This window comes from Marinomonas sp. MED121 (assembly GCF_000153025.1).
GTDB lineage: Bacteria > Pseudomonadota > Gammaproteobacteria > Pseudomonadales > Marinomonadaceae > Marinomonas.
This window is the reverse complement of record NZ_CH672433.1, coordinates 363,992-382,344: the sequence shown is the minus strand read 5'-3', so window position 1 is coordinate 382,344 and position 18,353 is coordinate 363,992. Positions and strand designations below refer to the sequence as shown.

General features: G+C 39.5%; 16 protein-coding genes. 15 read left to right on the top strand and 1 reads right to left on the bottom strand.

Translation table 11 applies throughout. The annotated features are described in order from the left end of the window. Positions 1-9: 9 nt before the first annotated feature. The 15 genes from MED121_RS20195 to pseG all read left to right on the top strand — a co-directional run bounded on the left by MED121_RS20195 (position 10) and on the right by pseG (position 17,679). Positions 10-852, top strand: a complete 843-nt coding sequence (locus MED121_RS20195; protein ID WP_009835635.1) for a flagellar basal body L-ring protein FlgH — start codon at positions 10-12, stop codon at positions 850-852. Positions 853-882: 30 nt separating this feature from the next. Next, positions 883-1,974 carry a flagellar basal body P-ring protein FlgI gene (locus tag MED121_RS20190; protein ID WP_036181284.1) on the top strand — a complete coding sequence of 364 codons (1,092 nt, stop codon included), beginning with the start codon at positions 883-885 and terminating at the stop codon, positions 1,972-1,974. Between the two features lie 56 nt (positions 1,975-2,030). Further along, the gene (gene flgJ, locus MED121_RS20185) at positions 2,031-3,029 is read left to right on the top strand and encodes a flagellar assembly peptidoglycan hydrolase FlgJ (protein ID WP_009835633.1); all 999 of its coding nucleotides are present in this window, start codon (positions 2,031-2,033) and stop codon (positions 3,027-3,029) included. A 114-nt stretch (positions 3,030-3,143) separates the two neighbouring features. Next, the gene (flgK, locus tag MED121_RS20180) at positions 3,144-5,123 is read left to right on the top strand and encodes a flagellar hook-associated protein FlgK (protein ID WP_009835632.1); all 1,980 of its coding nucleotides are present in this window, start codon (positions 3,144-3,146) and stop codon (positions 5,121-5,123) included. 5 nt (positions 5,124-5,128) lie between these two features. Next, positions 5,129-6,352, top strand: coding sequence for a flagellar hook-associated protein FlgL (flgL, locus tag MED121_RS20175; protein ID WP_009835631.1), 1,224 nt, complete (start codon positions 5,129-5,131; stop codon positions 6,350-6,352). Between the two features lie 13 nt (positions 6,353-6,365). Next, positions 6,366-7,946 (top strand): HD domain-containing phosphohydrolase, encoded by a 1,581-nt coding sequence (locus MED121_RS20170; RefSeq protein ID WP_009835630.1) that lies wholly within the window; start codon positions 6,366-6,368, stop codon positions 7,944-7,946. Positions 7,947-8,302: 356 nt separating this feature from the next. After that, positions 8,303-9,193, top strand: coding sequence for a flagellin (locus MED121_RS20165; RefSeq protein WP_009835629.1), 891 nt, complete (start codon positions 8,303-8,305; stop codon positions 9,191-9,193). A gap of 725 nt (positions 9,194-9,918) precedes the next feature. Beyond that, positions 9,919-10,806, top strand: coding sequence for a flagellin (locus MED121_RS20160; protein WP_009835627.1), 888 nt, complete (start codon positions 9,919-9,921; stop codon positions 10,804-10,806). A 60-nt stretch (positions 10,807-10,866) separates the two neighbouring features. Next, on the top strand, positions 10,867-11,301 hold the full coding sequence (locus tag MED121_RS20155) for a flagellar protein FlaG (protein WP_009835626.1): 435 nt from the start codon (positions 10,867-10,869) through the stop codon (positions 11,299-11,301). Between the two features lie 29 nt (positions 11,302-11,330). Further along, positions 11,331-12,755 carry a flagellar filament capping protein FliD gene (gene fliD, locus MED121_RS20150; protein ID WP_009835625.1) on the top strand — a complete coding sequence of 475 codons (1,425 nt, stop codon included), beginning with the start codon at positions 11,331-11,333 and terminating at the stop codon, positions 12,753-12,755. Between the two features lie 23 nt (positions 12,756-12,778). Beyond that, positions 12,779-13,213, top strand: a complete 435-nt coding sequence (gene fliS, locus MED121_RS20145) for a flagellar export chaperone FliS (protein WP_009835624.1) — start codon at positions 12,779-12,781, stop codon at positions 13,211-13,213. A 3-nt stretch (positions 13,214-13,216) separates the two neighbouring features. Then, positions 13,217-13,507 (top strand): hypothetical protein, encoded by a 291-nt coding sequence (locus MED121_RS24485; RefSeq protein ID WP_009835623.1) that lies wholly within the window; start codon positions 13,217-13,219, stop codon positions 13,505-13,507. After that, positions 13,500-15,620, top strand: a complete 2,121-nt coding sequence (locus MED121_RS20135; RefSeq protein WP_009835622.1) for a 6-hydroxymethylpterin diphosphokinase MptE-like protein — start codon at positions 13,500-13,502, stop codon at positions 15,618-15,620. Before MED121_RS24485 ends, MED121_RS20135 begins: the two co-directional genes overlap by 8 nt. A gap of 9 nt (positions 15,621-15,629) precedes the next feature. Beyond that, the gene (pseI, locus tag MED121_RS24230; RefSeq protein WP_009835621.1) at positions 15,630-16,673 is read left to right on the top strand and encodes a pseudaminic acid synthase; all 1,044 of its coding nucleotides are present in this window, start codon (positions 15,630-15,632) and stop codon (positions 16,671-16,673) included. Further along, positions 16,666-17,679 carry a UDP-2,4-diacetamido-2,4,6-trideoxy-beta-L-altropyranose hydrolase gene (gene pseG, locus MED121_RS20125; RefSeq protein WP_009835620.1) on the top strand — a complete coding sequence of 338 codons (1,014 nt, stop codon included), beginning with the start codon at positions 16,666-16,668 and terminating at the stop codon, positions 17,677-17,679. Before pseI ends, pseG begins: the two co-directional genes overlap by 8 nt. On the opposite strand, the gene pseF is transcribed toward pseG, so the two are convergent. Continuing rightward, positions 17,676-18,353, bottom strand: coding sequence for a pseudaminic acid cytidylyltransferase (gene pseF / locus MED121_RS20120; protein ID WP_009835619.1), 678 nt, complete (start codon positions 18,351-18,353; stop codon positions 17,676-17,678). The genes pseG and pseF overlap by 4 nt on opposite strands.

Below are 18,353 nucleotides of genomic sequence, written 5' to 3'. Positions count from 1 at the left end.
TTAATTCATATGGCTATGGTTCGATTTGCGCTTTTATTTGTTCTCTTTTTAACGGGTTGTGCTTCTTGGGAGCCAGAAGAAACAGCAGAAGAGGCTGTTGAGGAGCCCGTTGTTGAAGAGGTCGTAGAAGAAGACGCTCCAACCGAAGAAGTGATTGAGGAAGAAGAGCCTGAAAAAGTATTTGAACCTGCTCCTGAGCATGCTTATGTACCAGAAGAAAGCGACCCTTTTAATGCGCCAGATATGAACTATGGCCCAAGATCCGATGATCCTTATTATGCGCCTGTTATCAAGTATGAGGCTCAACCTGCTCAAAATGTGACAGGTGGGATTTATAAAGTGGGTATGGGTGATGTGTTTTTTGGTAGCCAAACCGCAAGTAGGGTAGGGGATATACTAACCATTAACTTAAGTGAGACAACGAGCTCAAGTAAGTCTAATGATGCAACACTTTCTAAGTCTTCATCTGCAGAGGTGCAGAACCCAAGAGTTGTTGGGACTGAGGTAAATATAGACTCTGTCTTGCCCGATGGGGGAACAAACTTTGCCGGTAGCGCGGGTGCCAATCAGAGTAATAGCTTAAATGGTACTATTACTGTGACGGTTTATGATGTTTATCCAAATGGTGTTCTCGCAATTCGTGGTGAAAAGTGGGTAACACTGAACCGTGGTGATGAGTATATCCGATTGACGGGCATTATTAGAAAACGGGATATTAAGCCGAATAATACGATCGACTCCTCTCGCGTTGCTGATGCTAGGATTACTTACTCTGGATCAGGTGAAATCGCCTCAGGTAGTGAACAAGGTTGGGTAACACGTCTCTTGAATCGTGGCGTTGTACCGAATTAATTCTGTTTTATGAGCTTTGGATTAAAAACAATGAAATATTGGCTATTGGTGTGTGTGTGTTTGCTATCAGGGCTTGTTAATGCCGATAGGCTAAAGGATATTTCATCTGTTGAAGGTGTGCGTGATAACCAATTGTTTGGTTATGGTTTGGTGATTGGTCTTAATGGTACAGGTGATAACAGTAATTTTACGGATCAGAGTTTTACCGGTATGTTGGCTCAATTTGGCATTGTGCTACCTGAAGGTGTGAATGCCAACTCTCAAAATGTTGCGGCGGTTTCACTAACGGCGACCTTACCTCCTTTTTCAAAGCCTGGGCAAAAAATTGATATTACCGCTTCTTCTATTGGTAGTGCTAGTAGCTTGCAAGGTGGTACTTTGTTGTTATCTACCTTGAAAGGTGCTGATGGCCAAGTCTATGCAATTGCACAAGGAAATCTTGTGGTTGGTGGTTTAGGGACGCAAGGTAATGATGGTTCTAAAACCTCATTGAGCATACCCACTGTAGGGCGTATTCCTAATGGCGCTAGTGTAGAAAGAACCGTTCCTAATAGTTTTAATCGAGGTGATACTTTAACCTTTAATTTGAATCGCCCAGATTTTACAACGGCAAAGCAGGTGTCTGATAGCATTAATGCTTTATTGGGGCCAGGTGTTGCTAAGACGATGGATGCAACCTCTATTCGTGTCTCTGCACCAAGAGATCCTAGCCAAAGGGTAACCTTTTTATCAATACTGGAAAATCTTGAAGTTGAGTTAGGACAAGAGAGGGCAAAAATTGTCATTAATTCTCGTACGGGCACCATCATTATCGGTCAGCATGTAAAGGTTTCTCCTGCTGCTGTGACACATGGTAGCTTGACTGTGACCATTAAAAATCCTCCCTTGAATCAGGCAGCAGTCGAAGCGGCATTGACTGGTGGAGAAACGATTTATGCTCCTAGAGAAGAAATAGTCGTTAATGAAGATAGTGGTCATATGTTTTTGTTTGGCCCTGGTGCTTCTTTGAATGATATTGTTCGTGCAGTCAATCAGGTTGGGGCAGCGCCTGGAGATGTGATGGCTATTTTGGAAGGCCTTAAGCAGGCAGGAGCAATTAACGCAGATTTGGTGGTTATCTAATTGATTCTTTTTGATTAGTATAGGCTCTTCACTATATAAAATGGCTGGATGTTGATATGAATAAAGTTGGTTCAAATGAGTTCTATGCTGACTTTACGGCCTTAGCTAAATTAAAAACCAGTGCTAAGAAGGACCCTGAGGCAGCCTTAAAAAAAGTTGCACAAGAATTTGAATCCATCTTTATCAATATGATGTTAAAGAATATGCGTCAATCAAATGAGGCGATTGGATCGGACTTATTTTCCAGTAATGAGTCAAAACAATACCAAGAGATGCTCGACTCTCAGATGTCACAGTCCTTATCTAAAGCGGGTGGAATGGGGATTGCGGATGCACTTATCAGGCAATTTCAGGGACAAGGTTCTGTTAATACGGCAAGGCCAGGTTCAGAAACCGCTTTTTTAAATCAGGTTGCAACTCAAGATCTTGCTCGTATTCAAATGCTCGCCAAGCATGCTTCTAATGATTTAATTTCCCAAGCTCAAGTTGCCTCGAAAAATGAAGATATCGACTTATCAAAAATTATTGAGAATCTTCAGTTAGATTTAAACTCGGATCAAGCTCCTGTCTCTGCTCAAGAGGTTGCCTTTGCATCACCCAGTGAATTTATCCAGTCTCTTTGGCCTTATGCGCAAGCTACTGCTGAAAAATTAGGTGTGAATCCAAAAGCTATTTTGGCTCAGGCTGCGCTTGAGACGGGCTGGGGAAAGTATCCCATTGCAAAAAATGATGGCACAGCAAGTTATAACTTATTTGGTATTAAAGCAGATGCTAGGTGGCAGGGAGAGAGGGCGCTAGTCACAACGTTAGAATACGAGGATGGTATTGCGAAAAAGCAAGTGGCTCCCTTTCGCGCTTATGATTCTTTTTCTGACAGCTTTAATGATTATGCTGACTTTTTAAGTTCAAGTGATAGGTATAAAGATGCCTTACGTGCGGGTGATGATGTGTCAACATTTGCCGCTAACCTGCAGCAAGGAGGTTATGCGACTGACCCTAAATATAGTGAAAAAATAAAAGGGATTGCTGAAAGTGATTGGTTTAAGTCACTTTAATAAAAAATGCTAATGCTCTCAATTTTTGGTCAAGTTTTTGCATCATAAGTCGATATAAACTAAATAGGAATATTATTTAGTCATAGTTTAGTTCTGACTTAGAGGTGTAAAAAAATGGCTGGCGATCTTTATTCGATTGGCTTATCTGGCGTGTTGGCAAGCTCTGCCCAGATCGTAACAACCGGTCAAAATACCGCTAATGTTAATACTGAAGGTTATAATCGTCAGTCAACTAATCTGTCTACTTTACAAAATGGTGGTGTGCAGGTTGGCTCGACCAAAAGAGTTGTTGATGAGTTTGTTAATACTCAAATGCGAGCGGACACCTCTAATTTTAATTACTTCGAAAGCTACTATCAGCAAGGTACGATTGCTGATGAAATTTTTTCAGATAAAGCGACCTCTTTAAATACCTACCTAAATAATACTTTTGATTCTTTGCAGTCGGTGAATAGTGACCCAACGGATATAGGTACACGAAAAATAGCGCATACCGATTTAAAAAACCTAGTTAGTCACTTTAATGAGTTAGCTAGTTTCTCTCAAGATCAAACGAATTTAGTGAATGAACAGCTAACATCCAATGTTGATATTATTAACGAATATGCTTCTCAAATTGCTGATTTGAACGGAAAGGTACTTGTTCAAGAGACCGTCGGTGGTTCTAAAGCGAATGAGCTAAGAGACAGTCAGGAAGAGATAGCGCGTCAAATTAGTGAGTATTTGGACGTTAAAATTAGTTATGATGATAACGATCTGATGGAACTGCAGCTGGGTAATGGTCAACCATTAGTCTTACAAAATAGCGTCAATAAACTCAGTCTGTCTCCAAGTGAATATGATTCAACCACTTATGATTTAGTGTTGGATTTTGAAGAATATGAGTTGGGTATCGATACGACTGACTTGGGTGGATCTATTGGTGGTTTGATGGACTACCGGGCAAACTTTTTAGAAGAGTTAGATAGGAATTTAGGGCAGCAGGCGATCGTTATCTCGGATAGTGTGAACCAACAAAACCGTTTAGGTTTAGATGTAAATGGAAATTATGGTAAAAGCCTTTTTGACCTTGCTGAAATTAAAGTGAGTCAAAGTCAAAAAAACTCAAGTTTGATTCATCAGGTTGATGTCAGAGTGGAAGAAGGTAAGGCTTCTGAAATTTCGACTGATACTTATGAAATTATTATGACGTCGTCAACTTCTTTTGAGCTAAGAAGTTATGATGTTGATGGTTCTTCAACAGCACCTGCGCAATTTTATGATATGAATCAGGTGGAAAGAACGCCTGATGGCTATTTTTCTATTCCTGGAATTGGTCTCGAATTTAATTTACAGGCCGATGAAAAAATCGGCTTTCGCCCTGGGGATACCTTTCAATTTTCTCCAACAAGTCTTGCTGCAGCGAATATCACGCTTATTTCAACCAGTGGAGATGATTTAGCTATGAATGCGCCTATTCAAGTTGGGAATAGCTCAGACAATTTATCGGATGCGAAAATATCAATTTCATCTGTATCAAATACTGATGCAGGTTTTTCTGCATTTGACCCTGAGGGTGGTTTATATCAGTTTGCTCCTCAAGCTATTCGCTTTACTAGTGAAGATAGCTTTGATGTGTTGGACCAAGATGGTTTGATATTGGCTAAGGTTGCTGGTGCTGAGACCTATGTGGATTTACTGGCTCAGGCTGGGTTAGACGAATCAGGTTATGATGTATCTTTATCGAGCCGTCCAGCTGCAGGTGATACTTTTACTATTTCTTTTAATGAGTCTGGTCGACATGATAATTATAATGGTCGTGCGCTAGCTGATTTACAAAACAAATCTTTAGTCGCAGGCAGTCAGAGCTTTGCAGATGCCTATACTTCAACAGTGGCACGTATTGGTAATCTAACAAATACCGCAAAAACTAATATGGAGTCGAGTGAGGTGATGATGGAGCAAAGTATTGCGCGAAGAGATGAAGTCTCAGCGGTGAGCTTAGATGAGGAGGCGGTAAACTTAATTCGTTATCAAAACTCCTACGCCGCATCGTCTCAAGTAATCTCTGCTGCTGAGAAAAGCTTTCAAACACTATTAAATTCGCTTAGGTAAATGATATGAGAGTCTCTAATAATTTTATCTATGACCAATCGTTAACCGATTTGACTAAATCAAATGAAAGGTATTTGCATACGCAAAGACGTATTGCTGAGAATACGGATATCATGAAAGCCAGTGATGACCCTGTTGGTGCTGCTCAAGTCATGCGTTATGAGGCTGTTAACCTTTTGCTTGATCAGTATTCTGAGAATGCGGTGATGGCTAAAAATAGCCTTGAATATGAAGAGGTTGTGCTTGATGGTATAACTGACATCTTTAATCGCGCCAATATTCTTTTAATTCAAGCAGAAAATGGTGCCTATGGTGATGATGACCTAGGGGCGATTGCGGAAGAATTGCAAATGCTAACTTTGGCCGCTGCTGATTTGATGAACTCAACAGACTCTAGTGGGAATCATATTTTTTCAGGGCATGAGTCAACACGTACGGCATTTGAACTGAAACCGGACGGCCGCTATGAATTTGCAGGTGATGAAGGCCGTAAAAAATTACAGATATCTGATAATGTGACAGTATCTGGTGCGGACTCTGGTAAAACTGTTTTTGAAGATGTTTGGACGCGTAATAATTTTAGTTATTTGCCTTTGGTAGGTGAGGCTGATGTCAGAACTGAAGTTGCAGATCAAGACGTGTATGATGACTTCTTGCAAAAGAATTACAGTGCGATTGATTCTACCCAGAATGTGTTTGCGTTTACGACAGTTGCTGGGGCTGGCCTAGGTGATACTTTTGCTTTGACAAACTCGGCAGGAGAGGTTGTCGCAAGCGGTCCATTTGAAGCCGGTAAACCTATTGATATGTTTGGCATGCGCCTCACAATAGAGGGGGCTGCGGGAACAACAGGTGTCATTTCATTCGATAAACCTGAACGTGATAACGTACTAAATGAAATGAATAAAACGCTTAAAGTATTGTTAAATCCTGAAACCGGTTTTTATGAGCGAAAAGCCGCTTTGCGTGATGCCAGTGTGAGTGTGCGAAACACGATGAATTCGGTTGATACTGCAAGATCCGAGGTGGGAGCGAACCTTAATACCATTGCTCAGGTGGGGTCATATGGAGAAATGAAATCTATTTCTAATAGAGTTGCTCAGGATGAGATTGCTGGACTTGATATTGCAGAAGCTGCATCAGAGTTAGCGCAAGAAGAAGCTGCCATTAGCTCTTCACAGAAGCTGTTTAATCGTTTGTCTAATTTGTCTCTTTTTGATTCTATGTAGTAAGTAGAGGTTTATGAAAAAGTTTGATGTTGAGCGTTGTTTTGGAATAGATATTAATTTTAGTTACTTTGAAATTGATAAGATTATTCAAGTGCTTCAACTTGAGTCCGAAATAACCTCTACATCAAAAATAAAGCGTCTTACAAAACTGCATGGGGATAGGCACAGAATTGTTTCTATTGTTAAGCGTCAAATGCTATTGGACTGCGTGAAACCTGCTTTAGCCTCTAACCTTCTTCCCTATGATCCTTACTTTTATGATAAAAATGTCATAGCCAATACCAAAGACCGTTTATATGATGCGCAAGAACGCCTGTTAGAGGTTTGTTTATCTGTCGCTGTGGGAAAATCTGTCAAAAGCCTTCGAAAGCTTGATGGTCGCTATGATTCTCGGGATGTCAGAACCCGTTATGAAAAAGGTCAAAGTGCTTTTAAGCACTTTCGAAATATCCTTAATGACTATACTCGTGATTACATTCTTGATTTTAAAGAAGGTAAATTAAACGAGCATGGTGAGCAAATAAAGCCTCAGTCTGATACCGACTCTAGCGATTCCAGTGACACATCAGAAAGTGCTTCACCTAATGCAAACCAACCAAGAACTGGCTTGTCCTTACGTCAAAGATCTTTAATGGCACGTGCTGAAAAAAAAGCCAGTGTTGTCACTATTAATGATGAAATCAAAGATGCATTACCTTTATATGAGGATGCGATCGCCATAGTAGAATCACAAGTTGTAATGTTTAAGCAAGGTAGGCCTTTTGAAGAGTCTGTGATCACTGACTTGGTGAATCGTTTAATTGCGTCTTATAAACGAAATCCTAGTGCACTCTTGTGCTTGCGTTTCGTACGTTCACCAGAGACTTATCTAGTGCAGCACCTCGTTGGTTGTTGTGTGTTATCTATACACTTTGCAACGACGTTAAATATGTCTGATGCCTATATTAAGGCAATTGCAATAGGTGGGCTATTATTTGACTTTGGCCGCTTTAAATTGCCGACACCTATGATTAATAAGGCGGGTAAGTTGACTGATTCTGAATTTGAGATGTTTAAAAAGCATATTAACTTTAGTATGAGAGCCATTAAAGCATCAGATTGGTTAGTTAAAATAGTCTATCAAATGGTAGATGATCATCATGAGAAAATTGATGGCACAGGTTACCCTAATGGGAAAGCTGGAGAGGAAATTTCGATTTACGGCAAGGTTGCCGCCATTGTTGATGCTTATGATGCAATGACATCTTCTCAGTCCCATAAAAAGCCAATGAGTCCAGCTCAGGCTTGTAGGAAAATTGCCAGTGAGTCTGATCTAGCATTTGATAAGAGTCTCGTGAAGCAGTTTATTCAGTGTATCGGGCGTATTCCTATCGGAACCTGTGTGGAGCTTTCCAATGGGCGTGTCGGATTTGTTATTACTTTAAATAAAGCGTTAATGCCAAAACTTATTAGGCAGGTTTATTTATCTAAGCAGCAAACTGCTATGGTGCCTCAAGATATTGACCTAGAAGTTACAGCTGGTGATGTATCTATTAAAAAAATCATTGCTGCACAAAATATCAAATTAAAAATGAAAGACTATTTGTTTATATAGGGAGGGTTTCTTTTATAAGTTACTATTCCCTTTATCCCTTTATCCCTTTATCCCTTTATCCCTTTATCCCTTTATCCCTTTGCTTGTCTTTATTTTTTAAGTTGTTGTTTTTAATGGTTTTAATTTTATTTTTAAATTTATTTAAAAATAACTCTAAAGCTTTTTTGATATTGAACGATAAGTACTATCCCTCTTAATTTATATAATGATTGAGTTTAAAAACTTATTAAAAAAATAATAAAAAAAACTAAAGTAAAATCTAATAAAGACGATAACTAATATATCAAGCAAACAACCAAATAATTAAATAATACCAAAGGTTGTTGGGTGAATATCTTGTTTTAGGAGAGAAAGCAATGGCACTTTATGTAAATACAAATACAACGTCATTATACGCTCAGCGTCAATTGGGTACATCAGGTGATATACTAGATAAATCTTTTGAACGTTTGGCGTCTGGTAAGCGAATTAACAGTGCCGCAGATGATGCGGCCGGTCTTCAAATATCTAACCGTTTAACATCTCAGACAAACGGTCTAAACCAAGCGATGCGAAATGCAAATGATGGTATCTCCCTAGCGCAAACGGCTGAAGGTGCGATGGATGAAACTACAAATATGTTGCAACGTATGCGTACCTTGGCAATTCAGTCTGCTAACGGCTCGAACACTGATGAAGACCGTTTAGCGATTCAACAAGAGATTGCGCAGTTAGCAACTGAGATAGATCGTGTTGCTGATACCACTACATTTGGTGGACAAAACTTACTTGATGGTACTTATGCTACCGGTAGTTTCCAGGTAGGTGCTGATGCGAGTCAAACAATCAGCTTTTCTTTGGCAAGTGGTGGTACTAATAATAGTGTTGATATTTCAGCGGCCGGTGGCTTTAACGTACAAGGCCTATCAACTGCAGCTGGCACAACAATTATTACTTCCCTTACCGCATCCGTTTCTTCTGTTGCCAATGCGCAAAGTATGATTGAAATGTTGGGTAGCATGATTGCTGCTGTAGATACCAAGCGTGCTGAGCTTGGTGCGGTACAGAATCGATTCTCTTCTACCATTAGTAACCTGGGTAATATCAAAGAAAATGTGGAAGGTGCCCGTTCACGTATTCGTGATGCAGATTTTGCTGAAGAAACAGCGACAATGACAAGTAATCAGATTCTCCAGCAAGCAAGTACAACTATCTTGTCACAAGCAAACCAAAGACCACAATCTGCGATGTCCCTACTAGGGGGCTAATAAGCCTTAGATATAAGGTTAACCAATTTTAAAGTTTAGTTAGGCTGCTCTGCGAAGGGCTTATCAGCTAGAGGTTTATTGGTGAAGGTTGATAAGTAAGCAAAGTCACTTTTGGCTTTTTGGCAAAGGCTAAGAGGGTTTACTAAAGGCTTCTTTTTAAGAAGTGATTGGCAAGCCATTGATTTGTTAATGGCGTAAAAAAAGCGGCTGATCAGGCCGCTCTACGAAGGACTTTCAAATGCCGGAGGCAAGAGGTTTGGCGATGGCACTTGAAAATATCGCTTCTCTCTCCTAGAAGTGATTTCAGCCAAACATTCGAAGTGTTTGGCTTTTTTTTGTGAGATTGGCAGTCCCACATATATTTATAAGCAATCACTATGCCAAAATAACAAAGGTTTTCGTAATTGTTTGCTCAATAAAAACAGATAATAAAAAGCTAGAACAAGTGATTGTTTTAGTCTTTTTTCGTTTTCTTTCTAAAATAAAAAAACCTTTTAACTTATTGATTAATATAGGTAAGAGGTGTTTTTTTGCCTTTCTTGAGGCGCTTTATTTCCGGTTTAGGAAAAAAAAGTCTCTTTTTTTCTAAAGCTTTCTCTTTTTACGCCGAAAACAATTTTAAGAGGTTTTACGATTATTGGAATCGTGTTTGGCGACACGTGGTCAATATCGGAAAAAAGCGTTTACCTGGCAGGTAAACAATTAGGCGAAACTAGGAGGCTATAATGTCTGTATATGTAAATACAAATACAACGTCTTTGTATGCACAACGTCAGTTATCCAGTTCAGGTAATAACTTGGATACATCTTTTGAACGTTTGGCATCGGGTAAACGTATTAACAGTGCTGCAGATGATGCAGCTGGTTTGCAAATATCTAACCGTTTGACTTCTCAAACAAACGGCTTAAACCAATCTATTCGAAATGCAAACGATGGTATTTCTTTGGCGCAAACTGCTGAAGGTGCGATGGACGAAACAACAAACATGTTGCAACGTATGCGTACTTTGGCAATTCAGTCTGCAAACGGTTCAAACACCGATGAAGACCGATTAGCGCTACAACAAGAAATCAAGGCTTTAACCACAGAGATTGACCGTGTTGCTTCTGATACTACCTTTGGTGGACAGAATCTACTTGACGGTTCATATTCTTCTGGTGTGTTCCAAGTCGGTGCTGATGCTCAGCAAACTATCAGTTTCTCTTTGGCTTCTGCTGGTGTAAACAACAGTGTTGATGTATCAGGATTAGGTGGATTTAATGTCCAAGGCCTTTCTTCTGCTGCGGGTACTACCGTTGTTACTTCTACTACTGCATCTATCTCATCCGTTGCCAATGCGCAAAGTATGATTGAAATGCTAGGTAGTATGATTGCCGCGGTTGATACTAAGCGTGCTGAATTGGGTGCGGTTCAAAACCGTTTCAGTTCAACCATTAGTAACCTTGGTAACATTAAAGAGAATGTTGAAGGCGCGAAATCTCGTATCAGTGATGCTGACTTCGCACAAGAAACAGCTACTTTGACAAGTAACCAAATCTTGCAACAAGCAAGTACCACTATCTTGTCTCAGGCAAACCAAAGACCGCAAACTGCATTATCGCTATTAGGCTAATTCAGTGCGTGATAAAAGCTGGGGGCCACCTCAGCTTTTTGGGTTTTGGAGGGTGTAGTTATGGCAATAGGTTCGAGTGATTTATTTAAAAACTCCATAGATCTGGGTGTTGGGCAGCAGCTTCAACATGCTAGAACCGAGAGCTTTGCGCAAGAAAAAACGCGGGAAACGAAAACAGTCACTCCTCTTAATGAAAGTCAAAATGTTCAAGCGGACGCTAGAAACAAACAAAGGGAAGTGAGGGACAAAAGAGAAAAAGTAGACTTTCAGCAATTAATGGACTCAACTAAGAGTATGGCACAACTAAATATTAAGCTTTCCTTTGATGTTTCAGGCGCAAGCAAAGATAATGTTGTTAAAGTACTTGATCAGGAAACAGGTGAATTAGTCAGGCAAATACCTACTGAAGAGTTTGTTGAGATGTCAGAACGAATTCAAGCTTTATTGAGTGAGTTAGGTGACATTAAGGGTGCATTAGTTAATAGAGAAGTATAGCAATTTAATGTGAAATGTAGGGGCATTGTATGAGTGTGGGAGCCTTAGGTACAGGTTCGGGTATGGATTTAGAGTCTCTTGTTTCTGGACTAGTTAGTTCTCAAAGAGACTCTAAAATCGCTGCTTATGAGCAGAAAATATCTGACTTATCTGTTGAGCTTTCAGCTGTTGGCTCAGCTGAGTCAGTTGCCTTTTCTTTTCATGAGGCCGTTAAAAAAGTAAATGACCCTCGTTTGTTTAATAGTCGGATTGCAGATATTGAGCAACCCGATACGGGTGATGCTTTAGCTGTTGAAGCAAGTGGCAGCGCTAGAAACGGGCAATATAGCTTAGGCGTTGATCAAGTTGCATCTGGTAGCAGGATGGAACTATTACCCAATGTGTTTGAATCCCCTGATGATGTTTTAACTGCATTAGGCGGCACCATGACATTTGCCGCAGGCAATGAATCTTTTACCATTAATCTTGATGGTGGTACCACCTTAGCTGAATTATCAGGCATCATAGCTCAAGCTGAAAAAAACTTTGGTATCTCAGCCAGTATTATCGATACTGGTGAAGGCGATGTTCGCCTTATTATTGAATCTGATAAAACCGGTGATGGGAACGATCTCAATATCTCGGTTAATGAAAGAACACTCGTCGATATCATGGGCACAGACACCCGCTATGATTTCGCATCGCTTCCTCAAAAATATACTGATCTGCTTAAATCGACAAAAAATAACTTAAGCATGATTCCAGATAATCTTATTTCAACTCAGTTTGCTCAAAATGGCATCATTAATGTAGATGGTGTTGAGATTGAGGGAGACAACAATACCTTTGATAAAGCGGTTCAAGGTTTAGAAATTGAAGCTTTGAATAAAACTGAAGGACAAGTTGCCGCCTCTATTTCTACGGACTCAGAAACAATTAAAGAGTCTATTAAGACCCTAACTGACTCCTATAATAAAATGGTGTCTACCTTTAATGATTTAACTCAAATGGGTGGCACGTTACAGGGGAATAGTTTGTTAAGAAACTTAGAATCATCCCTTGTCAGTACCTTAGGTAGAACCTTCGAAGGTGGTGGTGAATTTAGAACCATGTTCGATTTAGGGATAGAAGTAGAAAGAAGTGGCTTGATAAAAGTCGATAGTTATAAATTAGATAACGCAATTAGTTCAGGTTTTAAAAATTTTGCCGATATGTTTACTGGAGAGCGCGGTGTTGCAAAAGCTTTTGATGAGTTGATGCAACCCTATATGGGCGCAAGTGGACTATTTCGCAGTACAGAAGATTCCATTCAGTCTCAAATTACTTCTAATGATGAGTCACGAGAAGCATTTGATTTAAGAATGGAACAATATGAAAAAACATTGCGTAAACAATATTCTTCACTTGATAGTTCCATTGCTGAAATGAATGCCAGTGGTGCCTACTTACGTAGTCAGTTATCTGCATTAGAATAGACTAGAAGAATTGGAGTTAATGTATGTACGTAAACAAGGGTATTCAGGCTTATAAAAAAGATTCGTTAAAGTCTGACCTTGCCGGTGCAGATCCTCACCGTATCATTCAACTTTTGATGCAAGGTGCGCTTGAAAGATTAGCGCTTGCTAAAGGTTGTATAGAAAGACGTGACCTTGAAGGAAAAGCAAACGTATTAACTCGTGCTATTGAAATTATAAATGCCCTAAAAGACTCTCTTGATCGATCTTATAATCCAGAGCTTGCGGATAACCTTGATGCTCTGTATGACTATATGACTTTTAGAATTACTGAAGCCAGTTCAAAACTAGATAACTCTATTATTGATGAAGTTATGGGGTTAATGCTTCAGATTAAAGGCGCTTGGGATCAGATTTCAGAGCTTGATAAGCAAGAAGCCTACCTAGAAAAAGAGAATGAACGATTAGGAAACGGCTAATATATGGAATATCACCAAGCATTAGAGGCTATTTCTAACGATATTGACCGTGCCATTGAGCAAGTGGATATCACTCTAGTGCTTTCATTATGCCAACAAGGTGTGGCACTCATAAAAGAAAATGAACCCTCGCAAAAAAAAGATCTCCCTGCCCTAAAAAGATTTCAAAAAAGTCATGATGACGCTCAAGTTTTGATTACAGATGCTCGTGACAAACTTAAAGCCGCTCTTAGTAAATCTAAGCATGCGAGAAAAAGCATTAAACAGTACAAGGGAGTTTCATCTAATGTCTGATGAACTAAATGAATCAATCGCCTCAATCGAAGCAAGATTACGCTTAAAAGAAGAACGACTGGCTGCGTTGAGGCAGAAAGATGATTTTTTCACCCAACGTTTTCAGCAGAATATGCAGGCACTTGCTGAAATAATGCCGCATATATATGAGAGCTTTCAGGCTTATACGCCAAAGAATCAAGAGCTGTTTCTTGACCAAAATGGTGACTTGAATATTGATTTAGCTCCTGAGAAGCCTCTTTACCAAGGCGATGTGAAGGCTAAAGCACTCGCTAAGATAAAACAGGTAATTGCAGAACCCAACAAAACTGTATTGGATATTACTCGCAGTAAAGATCATCCTGCTAGGCATGTGTTTTATAATAATTTGATTCAGGATGAGTTGGATAAAGGGATTGAGGGTTTGACGCCTCTTACTGAGATCCCTGATTTTGCAGGTTCAGTATTTTTCTTTGGTATTGAATTAGGTTATCAGCTGGAGGCTTTTTTAAGCCTTAAAGAGGTAAAGCACTTATATCTTTACGAAGCGGATGCGGATCTTTTTTATTACTCTCTTTTTGCGATAGATTGGCGTGGTATTCTTGATAAGTTTAATCAAGACGGCAAAACTATTCATATTATTATTGGTTTGAGTCCAAAAGAACTTAGCCAAAAGTACGCCCAGCAATTAACTGAAAATGGCCACTTTATGGCAGGTATGACCTACCTTCATGTTGCCTATATCAGCCCTGAGATCCAAGCCGCTTTAGACTACTTTGTTAAGCATTACTCTACTCAAATAATGGGTTGGGGCTTTTTCGATGATGCCTTGATGGGGCTTGCCCATGGTTTAAAATCTTTGCCCAAATCTAAGTTAGCACGCATTACCCGAGATGAATCAGGTACAGCGAAAGCTTTACCAAACTGGATGAAAGATATCCCTGTTTTTATTTTAGGTAATGGCCCGTCTTTAGATAATTCGATTGAACTGATTCGTGAAGTCAAAGACAAAGCCTTATTCATTTGTTGTGGTACGACCATCAATACTTTGAGTCGTTTGGGCATTAAACCAGACATGCATGTTGATGTTGAACGTATGATACATACTGCGCAAAAGTTCGAATTTCTTGAGGCGGACTATCTTGAAGATATTTTGGCTTTAAGTGTGGATGTAATGCATCCTGACTTCTTTAAATATTTTAAACGAAGTGGGATGGGGTTAAAGCCTGGCGAAGCCATTACCTCTTTGATTTTATCCAAAGCAAGGGCAAGTGGTGATACTAGCGAATACGTCCAAATGAATCACTCAGGTCCCATTGTTGCAAACCTTGCATTATCCTTTGTTAACTTATTTGGCTTTAAAAATGTCTACTTCGCTGGGGTGGATAATGGCTTTAAAGACAAAACAGTGCATCACTCTAAACATAGTGGCTACTACGGTAAAGACGGTAAAGAGACGGGTTTTCAAACTTTTATGGAAGAAAAGTTAGTCGCTAGACCTGGCAACTTTGGTGGAGAAGTTCATACGACTAATATTATGGATGCTTCTCGAGTGCAGTTGGAGTTAATGCTTAAACAGCTTCATAGAGAAAAAGGTTTTACCTGCTATAACCTTTCTGATGGCGCCAAGATTGAAGGGAGCATTCCTGTTCAGCCTGAAGACGCTATGATATTGGATCCAGATATTAATAAAGAAAAAGTGTTAGATGTTTTATACACGACTTTTTTTGATAAAGCCCCTGAACAGATTACAAGTACAGACACTAATAGCCTGATTTCTAAAGATGCTTTTAACGAAGTTGTTGCGTTTTTACAGCAAGGTTGGGATGAAAGTATTCGTACTCGTGAAGATGTTTGTAGGTTATTTTGGACACAGTATCGAACCTTGTTTCTGTTAAAAACAACTATTCATAATCATCTGTATGATATTTTTGTAGGGTCTTTTACCTATTCTGCTTTTGCCATCATTAAATCGATTTATACCTATCAAGAAGAAACCGAAGCAGTCCTTCACAGTAAGGCCATTTTTGATATTTGGTGTGAATTTTTACAAGAAATGCCAGAAATGGCAGATGATGTAAGCCAATTTGTCGATGGTGGATCTGACAATATGCGCTTGTTATATAACGGTTAATTCCTGCTAATGAAAAATCAAAATATGTCTAAATCGCCTTTTATTATTGCCGAATTATCGGGTAACCATAATCAGGACTTTGCTTTAGCTAAAGCCATGATAGAGGCGGCGGCTAAAACTGGTGTGGATGCGATTAAGCTGCAAACTTATACCGCTGATTCTATGACGCTAAATGTCAGAAACGAAGAGTTTATGGTATCTGCTCAAGGCAGCTTATGGGAAGGAGATAATCTGTATGATCTTTATGCAAAAGCCTCCACGCCCTACGAGTGGCATCAACCTTTATTTGATTATGCAAAGTCATTAGGACTAGTTGCTTTTAGTTCTCCTTTTGATATTAATGCGGTTAATTTTTTAGAGTCATTAGATGTACCTATTTATAAAATTGCTTCTTTTGAGTTAACAGACTTGCCATTGATTGAAGCTGTTGCAAGAACAGGCAAGCCTATGATTATGTCAACCGGCATGGCGACAAAGTCTGAAATCGAAGAAGCAGTAAGCCTAGTAAGGTTAATCGGTGATAATGAAATTACCCTACTTAAATGCACCAGCACTTATCCAGCTAAAATAGAGGATTCAAACTTAATTACCTTGTCTGATCTAGCTAGCAGTTTTCACTGCAAAGTTGGCTTGTCAGATCATACGCAAGGTATTGCTGCTGCTGTGACAGCGACCGCATTAGGGGCAAGTGTCATAGAGAAACATTTTGTATTGGATCGAAGCGCTGGTGGGGTTGATGCTGCTTTTTCAATGGAGCCGGATGAAATGTCTTTATTAGTCGAAACTTGTCGTCAGGCATCTTCATCTTTAGGCGCTGTTACCTATGGTGGAACAGCTGCAGAGCAAGATTTTAAAAAATATCGACGTTCGATTTATATCGCGCAAGATTGTAAAGCGGGTGATCAACTCGATAGTTCAAATATACAAATCATTCGCCCTTCTTTGGGTTTAGCACCTAAACATTGGTCTGATGTTCTTGGTCAAACATTAGTGCAAGATGTTAAAAAAGGTGAAGCTTTAACCTGGTCTATGATTCAAAACCAAAATGGCTAATCCTTTAGCATTAATTCGTGCCGATGCATCTCCTAGCATTGGTATGGGGCATAGGGTGAGATGTCAAATATTAGCTGATTTACTTTTAAGCCAGGGTTGGCAGGTTCAGTTTGTGTGCCATATCAGTTGCCAAGAAATGAGTGCTGAAGGTGATCGTATTATTGCTAATGAGAGTGAGTTCCTTACGCTGGCTTTAGAAGCGAATTTAGTGATATTGGATCATTATCAATATGATTCCAAGATGATTGAAGCTCTATATAACACCCAGCCAAGGCTTTTTCTGATCGATGATATGAATGATAGAGGGGCTTTATATTGTCGTTGGTTGCTTAATCCTATTTCTCTAGACTATAGCGCCAATTTGGCGAATTTAATTAACGACTATCAAGAAACACCGAATCTGTTTTTGGGTTTAGATTACGCTTTGCTAAGGCCTCAGTTTAGACAAAATGACAACGCCTCACTCGACAAGTTGCTTATTACTTTAGGGGGTACAGACCCACTAGCGTTAACTTTACCCATTCTTAAAAGTTTAAATTCAATAGGTTTTCGTTCTGTAGATATGCTGGTTATGCTGGGTCAAAATGCAAAGCACGCTGATCAGGTTATTCGTTATTGTCAGCAGCAGAATATTGAATATCATCAGGGTGTAAAAGATGTTGCTAGTTTGATGCGACGTGCAAAAATGGCTCTTTCTGCTGGAGGCAGTACCTTATTTGAATTGGCAGCTATTGGTGTGCCAAGTAGCTTTTTCCAGGTGGCAGATAATCAAACCGAGTTATTAAAAGAGCATGAACAGCAGGGTTGGTGCAGAGTAAATGCTATTAACCTATGCTCTGATAATCAAAGGCAGTTAGTGATTCTACAAACATGTCAGCAATTATTAATTGATTGGTATGATTTAGATTATTTACAAAAAGCTGGGCTTATCTTGTCGCATATGTCAGTTGGAGCCAAAGCTAAGCAGATTGGCGATCATTTATCTGCATCCTTTAAACCAGTTTAAGTTAGCTTTATTAGCTGTTTTAACACGGCTAAATCTTCAGGTGTGTCTAAGTCTTGAACTAGGTGTCTAGGTAACATTACAGGTTTAGATTCTGGGCCAAAAAAGACTGGTGAGTCTTTTAAGTCTTTTGCTCTGGCCCAATAAAATTGGCCAGCATCATGAATCGCCTCCTCTAAGTCTTGAGACCTTGATTTTATATGTTCAGGGTACATAGGTGTGACTTTTCCAGTCTGGGTTATTTTAAGTGCTCTTTGGACAGGAAATGCGAAACTGGTTGCCGAAAAGCTAAATTTAGCCTGAGATAATTTGTGAAAACCTTCAATAAGAAATTGGCTTTTTAACAATGGACAGGTTGCGTAAATTAAGCAGGCTCTGTCTATATTTTCGCCATTATCTTCTAGCCATGTTACCGCATGTTGAAATACGTCCGTGGTTCCCGTGTAGTGGTCCGCTAAGGATGCTGGTCTGATGAAAGGTGTTTCAGCGCCATAATCCCTCGCAACTTGGGCAATTTCTTCGTCATCTGTTGAGACAATAATACGATCAAATAACCCTGATTCTTTCGCTGTTGCAATTGAATAGGCAATAATAGGTTTGCCCTCCAACTCTAAGATATTCTTTCTTGGAATTCTTTGTGATCCACCTCTAGCTGGAATAATCGCAACATTAATCAT